The organism is Paenibacillus alba, from assembly GCF_013204855.1.
Classification (GTDB): Bacteria; Bacillota; Bacilli; order Paenibacillales; family NBRC-103111; genus Paenibacillus_E; species Paenibacillus_E alba.
In genome coordinates, this window is record NZ_JABMKZ010000002.1 from 720,314 (window position 1) to 741,181 (window position 20,868).

General features: G+C 46.3%; 18 protein-coding genes. 3 read left to right on the forward strand and 15 right to left on the reverse strand.

Annotated features, from left to right (window positions below; genetic code table 11):
• Positions 1–6 precede the first annotated feature (6 nt).
• The 12 genes from HQN90_RS03490 to HQN90_RS03545 form a co-directional block, all read right to left on the reverse strand.
• The gene (locus HQN90_RS03490) at positions 7–1,083 is read right to left on the reverse strand and encodes an NAD(P)H-dependent flavin oxidoreductase (protein WP_173216394.1); all 1,077 of its coding nucleotides are present in this window, start codon (positions 1,081–1,083) and stop codon (positions 7–9) included.
• A 73-nt stretch (positions 1,084–1,156) separates the two neighbouring features.
• The gene (locus HQN90_RS03495) at positions 1,157–2,329 is read right to left on the reverse strand and encodes a SulP family inorganic anion transporter (protein ID WP_173216396.1); all 1,173 of its coding nucleotides are present in this window, start codon (positions 2,327–2,329) and stop codon (positions 1,157–1,159) included.
• 202 nt (positions 2,330–2,531) lie between these two features.
• Entirely contained in the window at positions 2,532–3,386 is an 855-nt protein-coding gene (locus tag HQN90_RS03500; protein WP_173216398.1) for a protein phosphatase 2C domain-containing protein, read from the reverse strand.
• 32 nt (positions 3,387–3,418) lie between these two features.
• Positions 3,419–4,654: an extracellular solute-binding protein gene (locus tag HQN90_RS03505; protein ID WP_173216400.1), complete on the reverse strand. Its 1,236-nt coding sequence runs from the start codon at positions 4,652–4,654 to the stop codon at positions 3,419–3,421.
• A gap of 81 nt (positions 4,655–4,735) precedes the next feature.
• Positions 4,736–6,427, reverse strand: coding sequence for an ABC transporter permease (locus tag HQN90_RS03510; RefSeq protein ID WP_338042269.1), 1,692 nt, complete (start codon positions 6,425–6,427; stop codon positions 4,736–4,738).
• A complete protein-coding gene (locus tag HQN90_RS03515) occupies positions 6,405–7,514 on the reverse strand; it encodes an ABC transporter ATP-binding protein (protein ID WP_173216402.1) in 1,110 nt (369 codons plus the stop codon). The genes HQN90_RS03510 and HQN90_RS03515 overlap by 23 nt, the downstream gene beginning before the upstream one ends.
• 21 nt (positions 7,515–7,535) lie before the next feature.
• Positions 7,536–8,612, reverse strand: coding sequence for an ABC transporter substrate-binding protein (locus HQN90_RS03520; protein ID WP_173216404.1), 1,077 nt, complete (start codon positions 8,610–8,612; stop codon positions 7,536–7,538).
• Between the two features lie 218 nt (positions 8,613–8,830).
• On the reverse strand, positions 8,831–10,078 hold the full coding sequence (locus HQN90_RS03525) for a response regulator (protein ID WP_173216406.1): 1,248 nt from the start codon (positions 10,076–10,078) through the stop codon (positions 8,831–8,833).
• Positions 10,071–11,885 (reverse strand): cache domain-containing sensor histidine kinase, encoded by a 1,815-nt coding sequence (locus HQN90_RS03530; RefSeq protein WP_338042270.1) that lies wholly within the window; start codon positions 11,883–11,885, stop codon positions 10,071–10,073. The genes HQN90_RS03525 and HQN90_RS03530 overlap by 8 nt, the downstream gene beginning before the upstream one ends.
• 204 nt (positions 11,886–12,089) lie before the next feature.
• The gene (locus tag HQN90_RS03535; protein ID WP_173216410.1) at positions 12,090–12,845 is read right to left on the reverse strand and encodes a class I SAM-dependent methyltransferase; all 756 of its coding nucleotides are present in this window, start codon (positions 12,843–12,845) and stop codon (positions 12,090–12,092) included.
• Positions 12,846–12,868: 23 nt separating this feature from the next.
• Positions 12,869–13,249, reverse strand: a complete 381-nt coding sequence (locus HQN90_RS03540) for a VOC family protein (RefSeq protein WP_173216412.1) — start codon at positions 13,247–13,249, stop codon at positions 12,869–12,871.
• 159 nt (positions 13,250–13,408) lie between these two features.
• Positions 13,409–14,185, reverse strand: coding sequence for a phytanoyl-CoA dioxygenase family protein (locus tag HQN90_RS03545; RefSeq protein ID WP_173216414.1), 777 nt, complete (start codon positions 14,183–14,185; stop codon positions 13,409–13,411).
• Between the two features lie 147 nt (positions 14,186–14,332).
• Between HQN90_RS03545 and HQN90_RS39525 the strand changes: the two genes are divergently transcribed.
• Positions 14,333–15,112, forward strand: a complete 780-nt coding sequence (locus tag HQN90_RS39525; RefSeq protein ID WP_173216416.1) for a helix-turn-helix domain-containing protein — start codon at positions 14,333–14,335, stop codon at positions 15,110–15,112.
• Between the two features lie 244 nt (positions 15,113–15,356).
• Here HQN90_RS39525 and HQN90_RS03555 read toward each other — a convergent pair whose 3' ends face one another.
• Together HQN90_RS03555 and HQN90_RS38500 are read right to left on the reverse strand one after the other, a co-directional pair.
• Positions 15,357–17,471, reverse strand: coding sequence for a putative bifunctional diguanylate cyclase/phosphodiesterase (locus HQN90_RS03555; RefSeq protein ID WP_246362023.1), 2,115 nt, complete (start codon positions 17,469–17,471; stop codon positions 15,357–15,359).
• 11 nt (positions 17,472–17,482) lie between these two features.
• Positions 17,483–17,794, reverse strand: coding sequence for an MHYT domain-containing protein (locus tag HQN90_RS38500; RefSeq protein WP_246362027.1), 312 nt, complete (start codon positions 17,792–17,794; stop codon positions 17,483–17,485).
• A 220-nt stretch (positions 17,795–18,014) separates the two neighbouring features.
• Between HQN90_RS38500 and HQN90_RS03560 the strand changes: the two genes are divergently transcribed.
• Complete coding sequence (locus tag HQN90_RS03560) at positions 18,015–18,830, forward strand: helix-turn-helix transcriptional regulator (RefSeq protein WP_173216418.1); 816 nt, start codon at positions 18,015–18,017, stop codon at positions 18,828–18,830.
• Positions 18,831–18,961: 131 nt separating this feature from the next.
• Entirely contained in the window at positions 18,962–19,918 is a 957-nt protein-coding gene (locus HQN90_RS03565; protein WP_173216420.1) for an aldo/keto reductase, read from the forward strand.
• A gap of 252 nt (positions 19,919–20,170) precedes the next feature.
• Here HQN90_RS03565 and HQN90_RS03570 read toward each other — a convergent pair whose 3' ends face one another.
• Positions 20,171–20,323: a hypothetical protein gene (locus tag HQN90_RS03570; protein ID WP_173216422.1), complete on the reverse strand. Its 153-nt coding sequence runs from the start codon at positions 20,321–20,323 to the stop codon at positions 20,171–20,173.
• Between the last annotated feature and the right edge of the window lie 545 nt (positions 20,324–20,868).

Below are 20,868 nucleotides of genomic sequence, written 5' to 3' on the forward strand. Positions count from 1 at the left end.
TCATTTTTAAGCCAAAATGACTCTAGCCTCTTGAACCGTCTGCGCAACGATGTCTTCCGCCGATTGCTCTGAGGTCAGCAGCCCTGTCCCCTGCCCTGCCCATAATGACATATACTCGGCATTCTGCGTGGCAGCGGCAGCATTTCGAATCTCGCGTGTCAGCGTATTTTGCGTCGGGAATGGCAGTGGATCTATGCCGCTTGCTTCCCATTGACGGATAAATGTATTCTTAATCCCGCGTGCCGGACGACCTGAGAACCCTTTCGTCAACACGGTGCTTTCTTCAGTGCTTCCGAGCAAAGCTCGTTTGTACACGGCGTGGGCACCAGATTCTACTGCCGTTAAGAAGCGCGTACCCATCTGAACGCCTTGGGCACCAAGTGCTAACGCGGCAACAAGTCCTCTACCATCCATGATGCCTCCGGCTGCAATCACCGGAATGCTGAGCTTGTCCACCATTTGGGGGACTAACGCCATGGTGCCAATGTTCGCTCCCATCGGATGAGCCGCTATGTCAAATGTGCCGCGATGCCCTCCGGCTTCTGTTCCTTGGGCAACTACCGCATCACATCCCGCTTCTTGTGCCAGCAACGCTTCTTGAACCGTCGTCACCATCGCAACCACGAGAAGGCCGGCCGACTTTGCCTGCTTCATATAAGCTTCCGGCAGTACGCCAAAAGCCGTGCTGATAACGGGGACCTTCTCCTCCAGCAGGACAGCAATCTGCTCTTCGAACAGGTCCGGCGACGTTATTTCCCTAATATCAGCAGCCGATAACCCAACGGCTGCCCTCATCGGATTCAAAACACGCAGCGCTTCATCCATTCTTGTTTGATCATCGCTGGTCCGAATCGCAAAAAGATTAACCCCAAAAGGCGCTGCGGTTTGCATCCGTATCTCCTGAATAGCTTTACGAATCGTGCTTGGTTCCATATACGCGGCTCCCAAAGTTCCCAGTCCACCCGCATTGGATACGCCGCTTGTCAACTGAACTGTCGAAGGTCCACCTGCCATTCCTGCCAGAAAAATCGGATATCGAATGCCGAATTGTTGACACAACGCTGTTTCAAGTTGAATGTTCATCCGTTCCTCCAGTTGATTTAATCGCACTTCATTAAACATATCGCAAACGCTGTACGGCTTGCAAGTATTCGCACTACACAGCATTTATCGGCTTTCGTGCTCGATACAGAAGCACAATCAGGTGAATGGCAACACCAACGGCAACACCTTTGGCCAAATCACGCGTGACCACGGACACGGCTGCGGTCATCACCATAATAATCCCATCGCTCTTGGGCTTGCGGCGCATGGCCCAGACATATTTCCAATCAAAAATTTCGTAGCAAACCATGAGCATGACACCGATCAATGCAGCCATAGGAATCAAAGCGACTACTTTCCCGAACGCTACGATAAGCAGCAGTAAGCCAACCCCTGCGGCCAAATTGGATAATCGGCCTCGTCCGCCGAGCTTCGTATTAATGACGGATTCGGCAACAAGCGCACAGCCAGCCATCCCGCCAAACCAGCCCGACACGAAATTCGCTATGCCTTGACCTTTCATTTCCTTTTCCTTGCTTGTTACTGTTCCCGTCCGTTCATCTATTAAGTTTTGCGTCAGCAGTGTTTCGAAGTACCCAACAACTGCAAGTGACAATGAGTATGGCAAAATGATAAGCAACGTCTGCCAATTCCACGCCACTTGGGGAATGTGCAGACTAGGCCACGCCGCAGTCAAAGGTGCAATATCCCCAACCGTTGTCATGGCTCCACCGAGAAACAGCGTCAAGACGGTCATCGCCGTTACGGCAATAAGCGGAGAAGGAATCGCTTTAGTCACTTTTGGCCATAAATAAATAATGGCTAAAGTACCAACGACGATAAGTCCCATCCACCACGACTCCCCATGGAAATATTTTAACTGGGATAGGAAAATCAGGATCGCTAATGCGTTAATAAAACCTATAACGACCGCGTGCGGCACATAATTCATCCATCTCCCCATTTTCAATACGCCCATTAGCCATTGTAAAATACCCGTTAGCAAAGTCGCTGCGAATAAATACTCAACGCCATGGTTAAGGACAAGTGAGGTCATGAGTACAGCCATGGAGCCGGCAGCAGCAGACAGCATGGCGGGCCTAGCCCCGAAGAAGGAGAGCACAATGAGCATGCAGACTGATGCGTAAACGCCAACCATTGGATTCACGCCAGCAATAAAAGAAAACGCGATAGAATCTGGAATAAGTGCCAGTGTAGCGGTCAAACCGGCGAGTACGTCTGCCCTAACATTAAACAGCCAAACTCCCTTCAATCTTTGCAGCATAGACTTACAACTCCTTTACTATGTTCAAATCCCTTGCGCGGGATCCCATTTACACCTCCACGATTGTACTACGGATTGTAATTCAGTACAAAAAAACATTCGACTTATGCAGCGTTGTCTTTACGGACCAAATAAACCGAAGGCTCATCAGCCTCCGGTTTCAACGCAAAAATATTTATTAGAGCATCCAACATGCACTTGCCTAGTTTAATTGCAGCCAGATCCCGCTTTTATCATCCGATATTTTGAAGCGAGGGTAACGGATGCATTCCGGGTCTCCCTTTTCCAAAGCAATCAACCAATCTGCGTAGCTTTGAAGGTCCTTTGCCGTAATGCGGTTTACCATCTCTTCGTCTGCTTGACCGTTGCTTTGGTCGGCCAAGCTTACTGGGAAAAAGAGCCCGTCAGTGACGAGAATCAGACTTTCCAGCCGTATTCGATTCAGCTTCCCGCTTTCGAAAAACAGCTCCGCTGCCGGATCTCCATTCATGACAGAATAGCCCTGTAAGGTATTCATCTTCTCTTTATTGGCAGCAATGCGCGGCTTTACTTGTGCCCACAGTTCTTCTTTGGTCTGGATGCCCGCAGCAATTCCCTGCTCCCACAACAGCTTGGACTGGTAATCAATGTGTGCCACATGATCGCGTGTAACGCTTCGAACAGAACCGTCTGCATACTTGGCATAAATCATGCAATCACCGGATTGAACATATTCAATATGCGTTTCCGTTACCCGAATGAGTGCAATACTCGCGGTCCAAAGCTGCTCTTTGACGGTAATATCAATGCCGGAAGCCACCATTTCATTATGGAGCTTCTCGTTAGCTTGATGAAGAAGCTCTGCCAATTCCTCGTCGCCTCGCAGGGACTCGGACTCCAGAAATTGCTTAATGAGCTGTGAAGCCAACCTGCCTCCTGTTTCCTGATTCGGTCCACGGAAAGGAACAAGAGAGGTAGCACCATCAATGACTGCGTACAAAGCATGTGTTTCATTCACAACGACGGCATCTTCATTCCAAGCGGCGGTGCCTTGTATGGATATCCAATCAAATTTCATAAGGTAACCTCCGTTTTTTATAGCTTCATCGTTTAAGGCATAAAGGGAAGCAACTTTTCCAATGCATCGCCCTCCACCGCAGACGGATCGCCTTCTATCCGCTCGAGGATATCCGAGATCCTCTGAGACCTGGGACGATCTTGCGTACTAAGCTGCATTTGGACAAAAGACAGCGGCAATTTAAGAATTTCATTATATTTATCAGATACTGCCGGATCCAGACGAAGCTCTTCCAGCACGCTTTGCAGCACGGGCAGATAGCCGGTTAGGCCAAGCAGCTTTTTTTGATTTTCTTTGGTGATCATAAATTGAATCAATTGAGTCGCATATTTGCTTTTATTATCACCGGACAAGGCTGCAAATGCCGTTAATTTGGGAACAAGCTTGTTTGCAGATGAGCCTGGGAGCGGCAGTAAGCCATAAGCGAATTTTCCTGCAATATAACGGTCAAACCATTCCACATTTTCCATCCCAGCCGCGTAAAATAACGTTTTTCCCGTAATAAAATCGCTGGAAGCCAGATTATGCTGAAGCGGCTTCATCACCTTCGAATCGTAAACTAGCCCACGCCACATATACAGAAGCTCCGAAAGGCGAGCCGAGCGTGTCTCTCCCTCCATCCCTTCCCACAGATTCATGAAAAGGGATGGCAAATCTTTGTCGATAGCCAGCTCCTGCTGCCATTCTTTGGAACCGGAAGTCGTCCACGCTTGGATCGTTGAACCCAGCCTATTTAAATCGCTAAAAGAAAGCTGTTTCGCTGAGCCAATTCTGTTAACCAAATCCAGGTTATAAAAAAGCACAGGAATGGATGCCCCCAGAGGTACTGCCCATTCTTCCCCTTTATAACCGAACGCCGTAGTAAATGAAGCAACGATTTCACCAACAGGAGAGCCAGAAGCTGCCGGCATATACTTCCTTGTAGGCAGCAGCGCCCCCGATTCAGCTAATTCAGCCACTCCATATGAACTGCTCAGCTCAACGAGATCTGGAGCCGTATTGGCAGAGAGGGAAGTAAGAAGCTCGTCGTACAAGTCTTGATAGGAACGAAACACCCGAACTTTCACATCCACCTGCGGATGTTCGCTCTGAAACTGCGAAAGGTAAGGCTCCCATGTTTTGTTGTACACCCAGCATTCCAGCTTCTCAACCTCCGAGCTTCGCTGCTCAGGAAAGCTGCGCACTTGGGAGAAATAGGTGGAATAGACAGCAAGACTCGCCATAACCAACATGATTAACACTATCCAAACTACGCCGGTCCTGTTCATCACTTACTCCCCTATCCGGACTACCTCTTTGTTACCTATAGTATATAAGGGAGTTTAGCAAAAGCCAAAAATTAGATACGTTTACAGCGATAATCCTTTACCGCCTGATAGCTTGCTCGCGATAATTAACGAAATCAACGTTGTGAAGGTAAGTATAGAAGCAAGCGCAGCACCTGTACCGAAATTCGAAGTAATAACCTCGCTATAAATCGTGACGGAGATCGTTGCCGTTGCCCCGTAATACAGCACTAAGGTAGAGCTTAATTCGTTGATTGTCGTAATCCAGCTCAAAATTGCTCCCGATAGAACACCTGGCGCCATCAGCCTTCCCGTTGTTTTGAAAAATGTTTTCATGGGAGGTACACCTAGGCTGATCGACGCCTCTTCCACACTATGATCTAATTGATGCAGGATGGCTGTGCTGGACCTAATTGTGTAAGGAATTTTACGAACCACATAGGCAATAACCAAGATGAACCACGTCCCTGTCAGGACAATTGGCGGCTTATTGAATGCGATGATCAGGCTGATTCCCAAAACAGTCCCTGGCATAACATAAGGAATCATAATAATGCCGTCTAAGAAAGCAGTCACTTTGGATTTGCGGCGCACGAGGATATAAGCAATTAACATCCCTGCTACTACCATGATGATGATCGATAAAATGGAGTACGAATACGTATTGATAATCGCACGCGGAACACGAAACAACACTTCTTTATAGCTCCCTAGACTAAAGCCACTTTGAAAAACGGGGCCTTTGGTCTTAATAAACGAAGTAATGATAACGGTGATCTGCGGGAGAATTGAAATACATGCCGGAATAAAAGCAAGAATCGTAAACACCCATTTGAGGAGCGGCTTCAGCTCTTTGACTTTCGGAGTCCGCATGCCGGTCATTGAGAAGTTTTTGCGTGAAACAAAGTAGCGTTGACAGAAAAGAATGATCGTCGAGCACAAAATCAAAATAATACTAAGCGTACTGGCCATGGCTGGATTTCCACCCATTTCACTAATGAATTGCTCATAGGCCAGAATTGGCAGTACCTTAAAGCCTTGACCCAGCAGCATCGGTGTTCCGAAATCGGCGAAGGAAGCCATGAACACCATCAGCGCTCCAGCTGACAAAGTGGGGAAAATAAGCGGCAAAGTAATGGTGCGAAGCCGCTGCCAGCTGTTCATCCCCAAGCTTTCGGAAGCTTCCTCCAGCGAGGTATCAATCGTTTTGAGCGCTCCCGAGACATAGAGGAAGATGTGCGGGTAGAACTGCAGCGCGAACACAATCACAATACCGTGCCATCCATATATCGATGGGATATTGATCCCCAAGCTATGAATGAAACGCGTCAAGAAGCCATTATTGCCCATTAGCAATATCCACGAGTAGGCACCAATAAATGGCGGCGACAACAAAGAGGTAATGACCATAATTTGCAGCAAACCTTTGAATTTAATGGCATATCTGCTAGTGACGTAAGCGAGTGGAACACCGATTAGAATGGCAAACACTGTCGCAATGGTAGAAACCATGAAGCTATTGATAAGGGCACCACGATAAAATTTCAGCTTCATAAACAAGATGTAATTCTGGATGGTAACTTGCCCATCTTCACTCAGGAAGCTATTCATCAGCAAAGAGAAAAGTGGATAAATAATGAAAGCAAACATAAACACATAGACCAACAGCGTCACGACTGTCCAGAAATCCCATTTGATTAACAGCAGCCTTTGGGGGATGGTTGGCGGCGACTTAGGACCAAGAACCGACTGCACGATAGACCACCTCCTCGCCTGAGCCGTCGTACATCACCGATTGCTCAAGCTGAAGATCTAGGAAAACCAAGTCGTTCACTTGTAAAATTTGACGGCTAATCGCCAGATGCTGGTGTGCCTCAATCGTTTGCCCATTCCGCAGCTTAATCGAGTAGCTGACCTTCTCCCCTAAGAAAGTAACGGTCTCGACAGTCCCCTCATACGTATAATCGGGAGAAGCGAACGTGCTGATTTTGACTAGTTCCGGACGAATCGAGAACAATGATTTTCCTGAATATGGCTGATCTGTTGACAGTTTCGTCTTCTGATTCAGCAGCGTCACCTCGATCTGACTCGCCTCTCCATGGACAACTTCACAGCCGGCTTCCAAGAAATTGGATGTTCCGATGAAGTTGGCTACGAATCGGTTTTGTGGATACAGATAGATCTCCTGCGGCGCAGCAATCTGCTGGACGCGGCCTTCACTTAGAACCGCGATGCGGTCGGAAACGGCCAATGCTTCCTCCTGATCATGTGTAACATAGATCGTAGTAATATTCAGCTCCTTTTGCAGCTTACGAATATCCGTACGCATTTTCACCCGAAGCTTGGCATCCAAGTTGGAGAGCGGCTCATCCATTAGCAGCAGGGAAGGGCGAATAACGATCGCCCTTGCCAACGCAATACGCTGCTGCTGCCCTCCGCTCATATTCGAAGGAATGCGGTCACGCAGATGCGTAAGCTCCACCATCTCCAACGCTTCCATGACGCGCTTTTCAATCTCTGCTTTCCCTACATTGCGGGCTTTCAAGCCATAAGCAACGTTATCGAAGACGCTCATATGCGGGAAAATCGCATAATTTTGAAATACCATTCCGATATTGCGCTCATGGGTAGGAATATCATTAATGAGCCGATCACCGAAATAAATATCTCCTTCTTCTTGCCTGTAAAATCCGGCAATCGTGCGCAGCAGCGTCGTTTTCCCACAGCCGCTTGGCCCCAGCAAGGTGAAAAACTCGCCATCTTGAATGGTAAAATGCGCATCATTGACGGCTTTGCTCTCGCCGAAATATTTGGTTACATGGTCAAAAACTACCCGATTCATAGAGATCCTCCTATCTGCTGATTACTCTTGCCCTGTTATAATTTTGGAGAATCTTTTGATGACATCATTTTTGTTAGCCGCAGACCAGATGAAGTCATAGTTTACTAGCTTGATATCCTTCGTTTGCGGAAGTCCTTCGACAGGAGCAACATCTTTCCGTACGGAACGACGCTTGAATTCTTTCTGAATCAGCTCTTGGACATCCTTGCTCACAAGGAAATCAATGAATTGCTTCGCTTGGCTTAAGTTTTTGCTGCCTTTAATGATGGCCGCTGCATCCGGTACCGCAGAAGTTCCTTCCGACGGATAAAGAACGCCGATTTTCGAACCACCCTCAATGTAGCGAATAGCCGCATCCTCCAACGTGATGCCAAGTGCGAATTCCTTATCAGGCACTCCACGCTGCACTAAACTTGAGCTGGAGAGCAGTTTGCCATCCAAATTGGCATTCAGCTTTTTCACATAATCCCAGCCTTTGCCATCGTCTCTGCCGAATGCTGTCAGCATGGTAACCAGCTGTGTATAGGATGAACCTGATTTCGCAGGATCGGCGTAAGCAATTTTGCCTTTCCACTTGGGATCGAGCAAATCTTTCCATGATGTTGGAAGCTCATTTTCCTTAACGAGCTCTTTGTTGTAGGTAATGACCATTGGCAGAGCATTGAACGGCGTCCAGACATTAAAGACATCGACATAAGCAGGAAGTAAATTATCAATCTCTTTGGTGATATAGGGTTCAAAAAATTGTTTGTAAGCCTCCAAGGAATCCGCGCCGCCAGCCCAGAACACATCGCCTAACGGATTCTGCGTTTCCGCTTGCACCCGTTTAAGCAGATCGCCGGTTCCCCCAGTAATTAACTGAACCTCGATGCCAGTGCGGTCTTGAAACTCTTTAATAATGGGATTATTAATTTCAGCTGCATTGGGTGAATACAGTGTCAATTTGCCCTTGCCGGCGGCTGGTGCGGTTTCCTTCGTTGCTGCTGCCGGAGAACCTGCTGCTCCGCTTGTTCCTCCTGAAGAGCTTGTCCCACATCCCGTTACGACTGAAGCTAAAAGCACTGTTGCAGATACCCCTGTGATCCACGATTTTCTCATTGTGTCGACCTCCGTCTAATGTAAGGTTTATTAACAATTCCTTATAAGATAACTATACGGACTACACAAAAACTTCACAATGCGAGGATTTTTCCTAATTGTTTAAAAAAATGATCACTTTGAAACCGAATACATTTTAAAAACAAGAGAAAAACCCACCATTGCGTTCGGCGGGCACTCATTCATATGTTCATTTTATTCACATGCACATCACATATCTATTTATCGTAACCTCGACTATTTCGAAACTCTGTTGGTGTTTTCCCCGTATATTTACGAAAAATCTGACTGAAATACCTGGCATCCTGATAGCCAACTGACACTGAAACCTCGTTGATACGAGCATCCGGAAGGCCTAACAGTTGTTTGGCCTGCTCCATCCTAATATGCGTCACATAGTCAATGAAGCTCGTTCCAACCCGCTTGCGAAACAGCCGGCTAAAGTGCGCTTCACTCATATGAAGCAGCGCAGCCAGCTTGCTTAGGGAAATATCCTCAGCATAGCGACTTTGAATATATGCTTCAATCTGCCTGAAGTTGTCCGCATTAGGCAGCGCCGCTTGCCCCGTCCACTGCATAATATCTCCAAACTCACGGATAGCTTGCTCAGTTCCCGGCCTTTTATTCCCCAGCGCAACCGAAGCTTCACGGAAAGCCGTGCGAATATGTTTATGCTTATGATGCACCAAACTCACGCCGAAGGCGAGCTCAAGCTTGCCTTCACAAGCTGTGCGAATGTGCCGCAGATGTTCGATGAGATTGAATGACCCATTAAGCATCATAAAGGCAATCCGGCTTTCATCGAACGGAATCGAAGTGCTCAGACTTCGACTCTCCATTTGTGCGCAAACTTGATCCCAAAGCAGCACTTTCGACTCGTCACTCAGCCATCTGGCATCCATCTCGGTTAGCACAACTCGAAAACCATCCGCTTCCAACGGAATACGTTCTAGCATCTCTTCGAGCATCCTGCAGGAGATATCATCGGCGATCCCTAGCATCTGATCATGAAGCAGCTTCTCCAAGATTAAGACTTGCCCCTGCTCCAGCTGTTCGTGCAGATTCTGCAGAGCGGCAGCATGATCCCTGCTGTTCCCGATCTGTTCACATACACGCGCGACAACCTTCATCAACTCGTCCGGGTTGGTTGGCTTCAGCACGAAATCGGAAGCCTGTAATTTGATCGCTTGATGCGCATAGGAGAAATCATCAAATCCCGTGAGGAAAATAACCTTCAGCTGGGGCAGCTGGCTGCGTGCTTGTGCGGCGAGTGTCAATCCGTCCATCCCAGGCATGCGAATATCCGTTATCAAAATGTCCGGCCTTCTTTCCATTACCAACTGCAAAGCCTCTTCCCCATCAGTAGCTTCTGCCACGATGCTGCAGCCTATTTCATCCCAATCTACCGTGTGTTTCAAACCTTCGCGAATCAGCCATTCGTCATCCGCAATAACGATGTTATACATAGGTATCTACCTCCGATGGATGATGAATGACCGGGATGCGTAAAATCACCTTCGTGCCGACACCAACTTCACTTTGAATATCCAGTACGTACGAAGATCCGAAGTGCAGCGCAAGACGACGCCTCAAATTACTGAGTCCTATCCCCGTTTTCCCCTCACGATCTGAAATGTAACTATCATCGCCGGCTAGGGTTGCCAGCTTCTCTGCTGCAATTCCTACGCCATCATCTTCCACGACAATTTGCACCATATCGTCAACCCGCTTACCCTCAATTTTCAGAAAACCGGAACCTTTCTTCATCTCAAGCCCATGACTAATCGCATTTTCCACAATAGGCTGGATGAGAAGCTTAGGCACATACAGATCGAGAATTTCCTCATGAATGTGTAATTGCACATCAATTTTATCTCGATACCTAACTTCTTGAATCCTCAAATAGTTATGAATTTGCTTCAAATCTTCTCGAATTTGAATCACGGGATTGCTACGGTTGATGCTGAAGCGTAAAAGCTCGCCTAATGCTACAGCCGTTTTACTGATAGGTTCTATCCGGTGAAGGCGCGCCATCCAATTGATCGAGTCCAGCGCATTGTATAGAAAATGCGGGGTAAACTGAGCTTGAATCGCTTTGAGCTCCGCTTCCTGCACCTTCAATTGCTTCGCATAAATTTGATCAATCAGATGTTTGATCCGCTGCAGCATTTGATTAAAGCTTAAGCCCAGATGCCCTACTTCATCCTGATATTTGGACGTGAATACCACATCCAAGTTCCCCTTCTCCACATCTTTCATCAACAGGCGAAGCTTGCGGAGCGGACGTGTAATATATTCTGCGAGCAAATAAGCCAGACAATAGGAAATCAGCATACCGGCAAGAACAATAAACACCGTTAAATTGCGAATACTTGAACTCTCTTGTGTCAAAGCCTTTACGGGAATCACACTTACAAGCTTAAAGCCCGACGTATCCGAGGTATCGTAAATCACCATATTATCCGACTTGCTGTCCTTGTCTTTGCTGCGAAAAAAGCCTTTTTTGCCTTGCAGCACTTTCGTCATATATGTCTTATCCAGACGAGTGCCCACCTGCTGCTTGTAGGGCAAGCTGGAAATCACATAGCCGCTGCTATCCAGCAGATAGACCTCCCCACCTGGATATTGATTAGCTTTATCATACTTATAGGCCAAGGCCGGCTCCATAATATTGACCACAAAATACCCAAGCGGCAAACCGGAGTCAACCTGTTTTAACTGGCGCCCCGAGCTCAACACGGCACCATAGTCTTCGATTTTTTTGAGCGAATAATTGGTATCCCAGACGACGTTGCCTCCGGCCATTCTAGCTTTCCGAATCAACCCCCAATTGGGATTGTAGTCGCGGTACACATTCGGCAATAAATCCCCCGTAAAATAACGATCACCATTTTCACCAAGCACATATAACTCAATGTCCCATACTTTAAAACCAAGAAAGCTGTTCAATAGTTGGGTTACCGTCTGTTCGTCTTGATATTTCTCTTGAATGCTTCTGTCGGCAGGTTTCGCTAAAATCTTCTGAATGTCTCTATTGCTGTAAATATACATGGACAATTGCTCAATATCCTTCACGAAATAGGTCAAACTGTAATTCACCTGAGACAAGTTTTCCAAAATAATTTCGCATGCTTTAATTTGAATTTCACTAGAAGCTTTCCGGTACGAGAATGTTCCCAAAAAAGCAAGCGGAATGACGGCAATAATAAGAAGCAGCAACGTCAGCTTTGTTTTCAGCTCCCATGCATGTATGCGGTTACTCCACTGAGCCACTAAGCTTCCTCCTCCGTCCATGTCTGATTTCTATTTTTCTTATCATAACGACTAGTTCTTATTTAAGCAATATGCCTTGGCGACATCGGGATCACCAGGACTATCATCCGCAAATCAGCAATTGCAGTCCAAATCAAAGCGAAATGGAACGAAAAAAGGCTGTACCTGTAGTAAAAACTACAAGACAGCCGCAATCGCTTTCTTCTAAACCTCGCCCCAATAAACTAGCGTCTCATAATCAAAATGAACAACGCCCTCCTGCTGGGTCCTATCGAATATCGCTTCGATCTCGGCGATCATCGGCTCGTAATTCGCATGCCCAGGCAAAGGGCTGTAGGAGGACGAAAGCAATCGTCCCTTCAATGCCTCCAAATCAAGCGCCTGGCCCATGGTAAATTGTGCTTGCTTCATACCGCCTTGTTTGAAAAATTGCGCCAAACTGTCAGCTGATATATTCTTGTGCTTCACTTGCTCATAATCCGTACCGAATGTAAGAAGCAGTTGTTCATACGCCTCCAGAAACGGAGTACCCTCGGTTAAACGCGAGTTCCATATGAGGACTACCTTGCCCCCCGGTTTTAAAATTCTCCGAAACTCCGCTTGTGTCGCGGCTCGATCAAACCAATGAAAAGATTGCGCACATACGATAAAATCGACGGATTGATCGGATAAACCTGTCGCCTCCGCTGCGCCACCAACCGCCTGAAATTTCGCTTCGGTATTCAGCTTCTGTTCGGCAGCTAAGCGCATCGCCTGATTCGGCTCGACAGCTATGACATTGCTTCCCCGTGCCAGAAGCAGACTGGAGAAAATGCCAGTTCCAGCTCCAACATCAGCCACAGTGCTGCCTTGGCTCAGTCCAACAACGCTGTACAAATAATCAAGCATTGCCGCTGGATACGTCGGACGGTATTTCACATAGACATCAACACGATTTGAGAACCTTTCTTTATTGTCCATATTCAATCACACTCCGCTTTCATCTATTTATCAAGCTGTTCTAGAAATTCTAACCGATTCCCAAATGGATCATGCATAAAAAAACGCCGGACCCCTTCATCATAACGCGCCTCATCATCGATAACTGAAATGTCCGATTGAATCAAGTATTCCCTTAATTTATCGAGATGTTGAACTCGAAAAGCGGGATGTGCTTTGGTCGCGGCAGCAAAATCCTTCTGAACGCCAATATGCACCTGATGTGCGCCGCATTGCACCCATATGCCGCCACGCGCTTGCAGCAGCTCAGGCTTCGGGATCTCCTGCCAGCCTAGCAAGTCAACGAAAAAACTTCTTGCTTGCTCTTCGCAGCCTTCAGGAGCAGCCAATTGAACGTGATCTAAACCAATGAACGAATAAGTCATCGCATCACCTCTTTGTTTCATTGTATGAAATCAAGTTTCATTATATTCATTTTAAACGATAATTGAAGTAAAATCTACCTCTCGCAGCAAAAAACCTTCAACACCACGAAACGCGTGGTACTGAAGGCTCATCTTTCATCCTATAATCCTCTAAATCGTCTACAACAAATAAAAGCCATCCGTTTCTTTGCCTTTCAAACTATAGCGTTGGTAATGCTGGTAATGGGCCTTGTACAAATCGCCATTTTTGCTTGGAGAATAGGTCAAGTACAGCTGTTTCCGGCTGACATCCGACACATTCGCTCCGCTTTGATGGGGAGTAAACGAGTGGAATATAATGATATCCCCCGGATTCGTTTCCACAATTGCACCGGTCTTCAGATCGATTTCCGCAATTTCATCCGCATTCATATTACGCAGTTCTCCAGCCGTGGAACGCAGTCTTTGGTGATAGCCAGGGAACAATTCCAGGCCTCCGTTAACCGTTGTTGCCCCATCAATGGCTACCATGACGGAAATCAAACCTTCGATTGGGAACCCTTGCCACCACGCTGCATCCTGATGCATGGCATAGCCATTTGAGCCTGGCAGCTTAAAGATCAGCTTATCTTTGAACAGCGTCGGCTCATCCAGATAAATATCTCTCAGCGGCGATAAAATACGCTCATCTTTCACTAAATCAGCAAAAACAGCCGAAATATCATGCACAGGATCCAAACGCTCAATGGCAACACGTCCATCCGCATAACCCTTATGTCCCGCACGGATATTGTATTTATCGGTATAGTCACTAAGCGTAAGCATCTGATCGCATTCGGTTTGGATCACCTTCGCTTCCTGCTCTGAGAACACGCCTCTTAGCACGAGATATCCCTGTTCGTTATAGGTCTGCAATTGCTCTTCTGTCAAAATGTTCAATGCTGTCTTTTTCATCATCTTTTCCGCCTCTCATTTGTTTTTTTGCTAATTCACTGAAGTGTTCGTCTTGTTTATAAGCTAATAATAAAGCCACTTATTCCCTTTATCCATGCAGTAAGTTATACTATTTCATATACTTTTTTGCGCCGAAATGGAGGTCAATTCGTGAGTTGGAAAATCAAGTTCATGCGCTACTATTATGGTAAACAAAGAGAACAGTTTTCTCTTGCAGAAGATACCTACACAGGCTGGTGCATGCTGGCTGCCGAATCCGGCAAATTCAGCTTTTCTGTGGAAGGCACCGATCAAGGGGAGCAAACAGCAGAGTTTGGCGAGTTGGTTTATTGTCCACCTGGGCGCACGCTGAAGCGGCGAGCTTTGGAACCCGTCACCTTTCACTTTGCCGAATTCTCGCATGAGGGCATTTGGACACTTCCAAGCAAAATACGCATTGCAGATGTTGGCAGACTCAGCTCAACCTATCGTTATTTGCAGAATTGGCAGGAGGAAGATAACGCAGGAGCTGCTCAGACTGAAGAGGTTCAACATCTTCTGGAAGACTTAACTTACATAGCCAATCGTGAATTTAATGCTGCCAAATGCGACACATCAGGCAAAATTGACCCCTTGATGAATCAGGCTGCAGCCTTTATTGAAAGGCAGGCTTTTGAGCCTGATCTGTCATTGCAGCAACTAGCAGAAACGCTCCGAATCGGGGCTTCCCAGCTTACAAGGCGGTTTCAAGCCGCTTTTGGCATGTCGCCCGTCAAATACGTCACGAAGGTCAGGCTGGCCCGAGCTAGATTGCTGCTAGTTGAATCCACAGATACACTGGATGCCATCGCAGAACAATGCGGGTTCCAGAATGCTTTCTACTTCAGCCGCGTTTTCTCGCAGCATATGCAAATAAGCCCTTCGATTTACCGAAGGACTTTCCGCGTATGAGGCGATAGTACCAAAAAGAACTATGATCCTCTATTTGACTCAAAATCGCCTATTTGCAGCTGAAAGGGAAGTGGGATCCGCTATTTCACCTCTCTAGGAAGAAATTCCAGCAAATCAGACACATTAGCGTACCGTAGTTCCGCTTGATTAGCTAAATGGCTCGTTTGAGCACGAATAAGGGAACATAGTTCCCTCCCGGCGATGCGTTACAATGTTAGTTCGAACCAAAGCACCAATAGGCGGATCAATTACGCACCTTCTCGCCAACAATCCGCATCGGAGCAAAAAACACATTCTCCACTTCATCGGCAGGCAGCGGTCGGCTAAAATAATAACCTTGTATTTTCTTGCAATCATTCTCCATTAGAATTTCAAGCTGTTCCTTCGTTTCGATGCCTTCCGCAATCACATCCATATTCAAAAACTGCGCCATCGAGATGATCGTGGAAACAATGGCTTTATCATTCTCATTTTCCGTAATATCTCGAATAAAAGAGCGATCAATCTTCAGCTTGTGAATCGGAAGCAGCTTCAAATAACTAAGAGAGCTGTACCCTGTCCCGAAATCATCCAAACTGATTCGAACCCCGTACTCCGTTAATTGATTCAGTATGGGACTTGAGATGGTTGGGTCCATCATCATGCTTTCCGTTATTTCCAGCTCCAAATATTGTGGTTCCAGTCTAGTTTCCTCCAGAATGGCTTTGATTTGTTCAATTAAATTAGATTGATGGAATTGCTGGGATGAAAGATTAACCGAAACCGGAATAAGAGGTCCTCCCGCGCTATGCCACTCTTTCATTTGCCGGCAAGCTTCACGGAGTACCCACGTCCCCATTTCATAAATCAACCCCGTCTCCTCTGCAATCGGGATGAAAAGGCCTGGAGATAAGGTGCCTTTAGTTGGATGCCCCCAGCGTACCAGCGCTTCGACGCCAATCATTTGGCTGTCGCCTGCACGGATTTGCGGTTGATAGTACAGAAACAGTTCATTTTGGGGAATGGCTTTCCTTAAGTCATTTTCTAATTCAATTTTTTCTTGTAGGTGATTGTTTAATTCCTGGCTGTAAAATTGAAAGCCATTTTTGCCATTTTTCTTCACCTCATACATCGCGGTGTCCGCATGCTTAAGCAGTTGAACGGCATTTTCGCCATCAAGCGGATATAGGGCGATTCCGATGCTCGCAGTGACGTAGAAATCATTTTCTTTGAGTCGATATGGAAGCGCGATGACCTGAATGATGCGTTCCGCCAATTCCGAAATCTCTTCTGTACTTTCATTTTCATATAAAAGCGTAAACTCGTCACCGCCAATTCTGGCAAGTGTGACTTGGAAATCACTTATACATGTGCGAATCCGTTCACTCATCTCCTGTAAAAAAAGATCGCCATACGTATGGCCCAGTGAATCATTAATCATTTTAAAACGATCGATATCCATAACCATAACAGCAAACTGTTTCGGTTGGCTAGCTATCTTTTGAGCAAGAACCTCGTTGAACATCCGCCTGTTCGGCATCCCAGTCAACTCATCGTGATAAGCCTGATATTCGATACGATCCATCGCTAATTTCTCTGACGTAATGTCCCGCGCAATGATATTATTTCCTACAACTTTTCCTTCCAGTATGACGGGCACATTAATCACGCTTAGGTTCACTTTATCTCCATTTTGATGAATAATGACGGTTTCATACCTCTGCAATTCCCCGCCTAGCGAGCTTATGAAGAAATTTTTGGTACGCTCTTGCTCTTCCATCACAATGATGGGATAAAGCTTATCAACGGTTTGATGCTGAAACCAATCCCTTGGTAATCCGGTTAATCTAGATACCGCTGGATTGGAGCCTTTTATTCGATAGTCGAGGTCCACCGTGAGGATGCCATCCTGATTGTTCTCGAACAATGACCTGTACCACTTTTCATTCTCCAGGAGCTCAAAGTCCTTGCGCGTTAAACGATTTGAAATGAAAATTCCAAATAAAGACAACCCTAAAGTAAGCAGCGTTCCGCCTGTGATGAAATAGGCCAGAAATCTTTGATCTAGGATCATCCCTGTCGTTAAGGTTGACTTCACTCCCATGTGAAATTCAGCTGCAACCATTCCTGTGTAATGCATGCCAACTATGGCAGCTCCCATGATGAGTCCACTACCCAGCTTCTCCCAAACCTTTCGGGAGCCAGTCCCTTTTCGGAAGTAAAAAGATAGCCACAATGCCGCTATAGAGGCGACGATAGCAATTAGAATGGATAAACTAAAATACAACGGACGATAGGATATATCAATCTGCATCGCTGCCATGCCAATATAATGCATAGCAGAAATACCGGCAGCCAGCAGAACGCCAGCTAGCAGCAATTGAGTCCACTTCAGCTCGCTTCGACCCACCACAAATAAGGCAATGAACGAAGCAGCAATAGCCACAATGACAGACTGGATGACCGTAACAAATTATAAGCAACCGGGACGCTCAATGAAAAAGCAAGCATGCCCACAAAATGCATCGACCATATGCCCATCCCCATGGCAATCGCCCCAAAGAGCTGCCATAACCATCGGTATCCCCCTTTGGAGCTGCTTATTTTCCCGACTAAATCAAGAACCGTATAGGATGCTACTACGGCAACTATATAAGAAAAAATGACTAGCGCCACATCATAAGAACCATGTATATGCTCCATGTTTATTCCTCTTTTCAATGCTTCTGTTACCTTAATTATTCATGGCGCACTAATCAATTCCCTCTTTTTAGCAATCCTTTATTTCTGATAAAAATAGCTTGATCTGCTTGTTTCCTTCCGCTTCTCATGGTTTGAAGACGAGTTGGCATTGTGATACAGTTCTCATAACATCGTACATAAACGCTGACATTACATACAAAGATTTGAGATGAGGTAGCCTATGTTTAAAGATAATAACAAATCAAAAACGTTGGGTGCTTTTCTAAAATCACGCAGAAATCGCCTTCAGCCTGAACAAGCAGGCTTTAACCGCTCCTATGGCCAACGAAGAACGCCGGGGCTTCGACGAGAAGAAGTGGCTACGCTTGCTGGTGTTAGTGCAACCTATTACACTTGGTTGGAACAAGGAAGAGAAATCACTGCCTCCAAAGATATCATCGAAAATATTGCTAAAGCGCTGCAATTGACCCCCGATGAGAGAAAGCATCTGCTCCACCTTTGGAATCCAAATGAGACGACTGCGAATGCCTCCAGCCCTATTCTTCTAAACCCACAGTGGCACAACATTATTCAGCAGCTGAGCTACCCCTCATTCATAAGCAATGATCGGTGCGAAGTGCTTGCCTGGAATAACGCGGCTAATGAACTTATTATCGATTTCTCTTCCCTTGCGGATTCTGAGCGAGTCATGATCCGAATCTTGTTTGTTGACCCCGAATTACGTCTGAGAATGGTCAACTGGGAAGAGTTTGCCATGTATTCGGTCGCTGTTTTTAGAACTTATTATGATAAGCACCTGGATGATCCTTGGTTTGCAGAGACGGTAATGGCGCTTTCCGAGGAAAGTCTGGAGTTTGCGGCCATGTGGGAGTTGTACAACATTGAGCACAAAAAGGTGAATCGGGTTCTTTTCCAACTTCCTGACACTATAGCCACCGCATACGATATAAACTCCACATCCATTCTCTCTGACAATTCTGACCTGCACGTATGCATTTATACCCCTGTTCTCGAAGAAGACAACGGCTTAAGTTAGCCTACAGTTCCAAACTGCCGTTAGTCAGCCTAGTAATCGTATTACTAGCATAATCGTACTGTGGTTGCTTCTAGATATGTCGATTAGACTAAGTACGTGTTCATTATTTCAAAGAAAAGAGGAACCCTACGATGCAAAAGAGGACATTGGGAAGCCAAGGACTAGAAGTGTCAGCCTTGGGACTGGGCACTATGATGATGCCGAACGACGAAGAATCAGTACGTACACTACGGGGAGCTTTGGATCTCGGCGTGACTTTGTTTGATACAGCAGATCTTTATGGAGAAGAATATGCACAGCAGCGATTCGGAGGCAACGAGAAGCTGGTTGGACGTGCACTCAAAGGTCAGCGGGATAAGGCGATAATTGCAACCAAATTCGGAATAACGCATACGCAAGGACCAAAGGGAGACCCGGCATATATCAAAAAGTCTGTGGATGCCAGTCTGTTCAATCTCGGAGTCGATTATATTGACCTCTATTATCAACACCGAATTGACCCGAACATGCCCATCGAAGAGACAGTCGGAACGTTGGCTGAGCTGGTGAAGGAAGGCAAAATCCGTTATATCGGACTATCCGAAGCTCCGGCTGATCAGATTCGCCGCGCACATGCTGTACATCCGATTACAGCCGTAGAAACCGAATATTCTTTGTGGAGCAGAGAAGTCGAAGATGAAGTAATGCCGGTTCTGAAGGAACTGGGCATCGGCTTCGTGCCCTACAGTCCTCTTGGGCGAGGCTTCCTAACGGGTCAAATCAAGCAGTTCGAGGATCTTCCGAAGGACGATTATCGCAGGCATTATCCACGGTTCCAAGGCGAGAATTTCACCAAGAACCTGGCAGTTGTTTCCCTCATCGAGAAGATGGCTGCGCAAAAAGGATGCACCGCCGCCCAGTTGGGATTGGCATGGCTGCTGGCCCAGGATGACCATATTGTTCCTATTCCTGGAACGAAAAAGCTCTCCAGAGTGCAGGAAAACCTCGGCGCCTTGCAGATCACTTTGTCAGCAGACGATCTAGCGGAAATCGAACACATTTCCCCCAAAGGCTTCGCTTCAGGCGCCCGTTATCCAGGCAGCGTATAATGATATCATGCAAAAGAAGCCTCCGACAACGTTCAGCTGGAACACAGGGAGGAACGCAAAAGGATTCCGCGTGAAGAATTTGAAAGCCTGCAAAGTGCAGGCTTTTCGATCAAATTGTGTGAAACCATCAGAAAGCCTGCGATTATGCGATTATGCAGGCTTTTTAAGCTTTTCCATACTAAAAACGAAAAAAGGTCACGAAAGGATGCATAATTGCAGGAATTAGGCGAAACAAACGGCGTGAAGCAAAACTCACAGCTTGGGCGGGACTCCAACCACTTCAGCTACTCCAGTCACTACAACCATTCCTGCTACTCCAACCACTTTAACCACTTCAGCCACTTCAACTACACCATCCACTTCAGCCATTCCAGCCACTCCAACCACTTCAGTCACTCCAGTCACTTCAACCAGCCACATTTAAATAATCGTTTGGTTATCTTTACAAAAAAAAAGGAGCTAGCACAAAACCAAGGTTAGCGAATGTGCCAGCTATAGGTACCACCGATTTTACAAAGCCTGCAAAAGTGCAGGATTTTTCTATCAAATCGTGTGAAACCATTAGAAAGCCTGCGATTATGCAGGCTTTTAAAGCTTTTCCATCCTAAAATCAATAGCTTTGCATTGAAGCTTACATGTGCGAACTAGGCCCCATCCCTATCTCGAAGCAAATAGATCCAGAACCTAAAAGAGGTTGAATTGGATACTTTGCCTTGACTTCGATTATTAAACTGAATATTCAGAAATTAACATTCGCACAGTAAACTAAAAAAGGTAAGGGGTGCTTCGATGGGAGCGAGGTACGTTACCGGATACATTTAGTAGTTTGTTTTCCAGTATTATTCAATTATCCAATGAACAGCTTTGAACACCTCGGGGTGCTTTCGAGGACGGCCTCTCTTCTTCTTTCTCTTACGCCCTGTACTAGTTTTTGTCTTTACCACAACCAA

Excerpts from the sequence above, each read along its gene's own strand:
- HQN90_RS03490 (WP_173216394.1), bottom strand. The coding sequence starts at position 1,083 with ATGAACATTCAACTTGAAACAGCGTTGTGTCAACAATTCGGCATTCGA.
- HQN90_RS03495 (WP_173216396.1), bottom strand. The coding sequence starts at position 2,329 with ATGCTGCAAAGATTGAAGGGAGTTTGGCTGTTTAATGTTAGGGCAGAC.
- HQN90_RS03500 (WP_173216398.1), bottom strand. The coding sequence starts at position 3,386 with ATGAAATTTGATTGGATATCCATACAAGGCACCGCCGCTTGGAATGAA.
- HQN90_RS03505 (WP_173216400.1), bottom strand. The coding sequence starts at position 4,654 with ATGAACAGGACCGGCGTAGTTTGGATAGTGTTAATCATGTTGGTTATG.
- HQN90_RS03515 (WP_173216402.1), bottom strand. The coding sequence starts at position 7,514 with ATGAATCGGGTAGTTTTTGACCATGTAACCAAATATTTCGGCGAGAGC.
- HQN90_RS03520 (WP_173216404.1), bottom strand. The coding sequence starts at position 8,612 with ATGAGAAAATCGTGGATCACAGGGGTATCTGCAACAGTGCTTTTAGCT.
- HQN90_RS03525 (WP_173216406.1), bottom strand. The coding sequence starts at position 10,078 with ATGTATAACATCGTTATTGCGGATGACGAATGGCTGATTCGCGAAGGT.
- HQN90_RS03535 (WP_173216410.1), bottom strand. The coding sequence starts at position 12,845 with ATGGACAATAAAGAAAGGTTCTCAAATCGTGTTGATGTCTATGTGAAA.
- HQN90_RS03540 (WP_173216412.1), bottom strand. The coding sequence starts at position 13,249 with ATGACTTATTCGTTCATTGGTTTAGATCACGTTCAATTGGCTGCTCCT.
- HQN90_RS03545 (WP_173216414.1), bottom strand. The coding sequence starts at position 14,185 with ATGATGAAAAAGACAGCATTGAACATTTTGACAGAAGAGCAATTGCAG.
- HQN90_RS38500 (WP_246362027.1), bottom strand. The coding sequence starts at position 17,794 with ATGGAGCATATACATGGTTCTTATGATGTGGCGCTAGTCATTTTTTCT.
- HQN90_RS03560 (WP_173216418.1), top strand. The coding sequence starts at position 18,015 with ATGTTTAAAGATAATAACAAATCAAAAACGTTGGGTGCTTTTCTAAAA.
- HQN90_RS03565 (WP_173216420.1), top strand. The coding sequence starts at position 18,962 with ATGCAAAAGAGGACATTGGGAAGCCAAGGACTAGAAGTGTCAGCCTTG.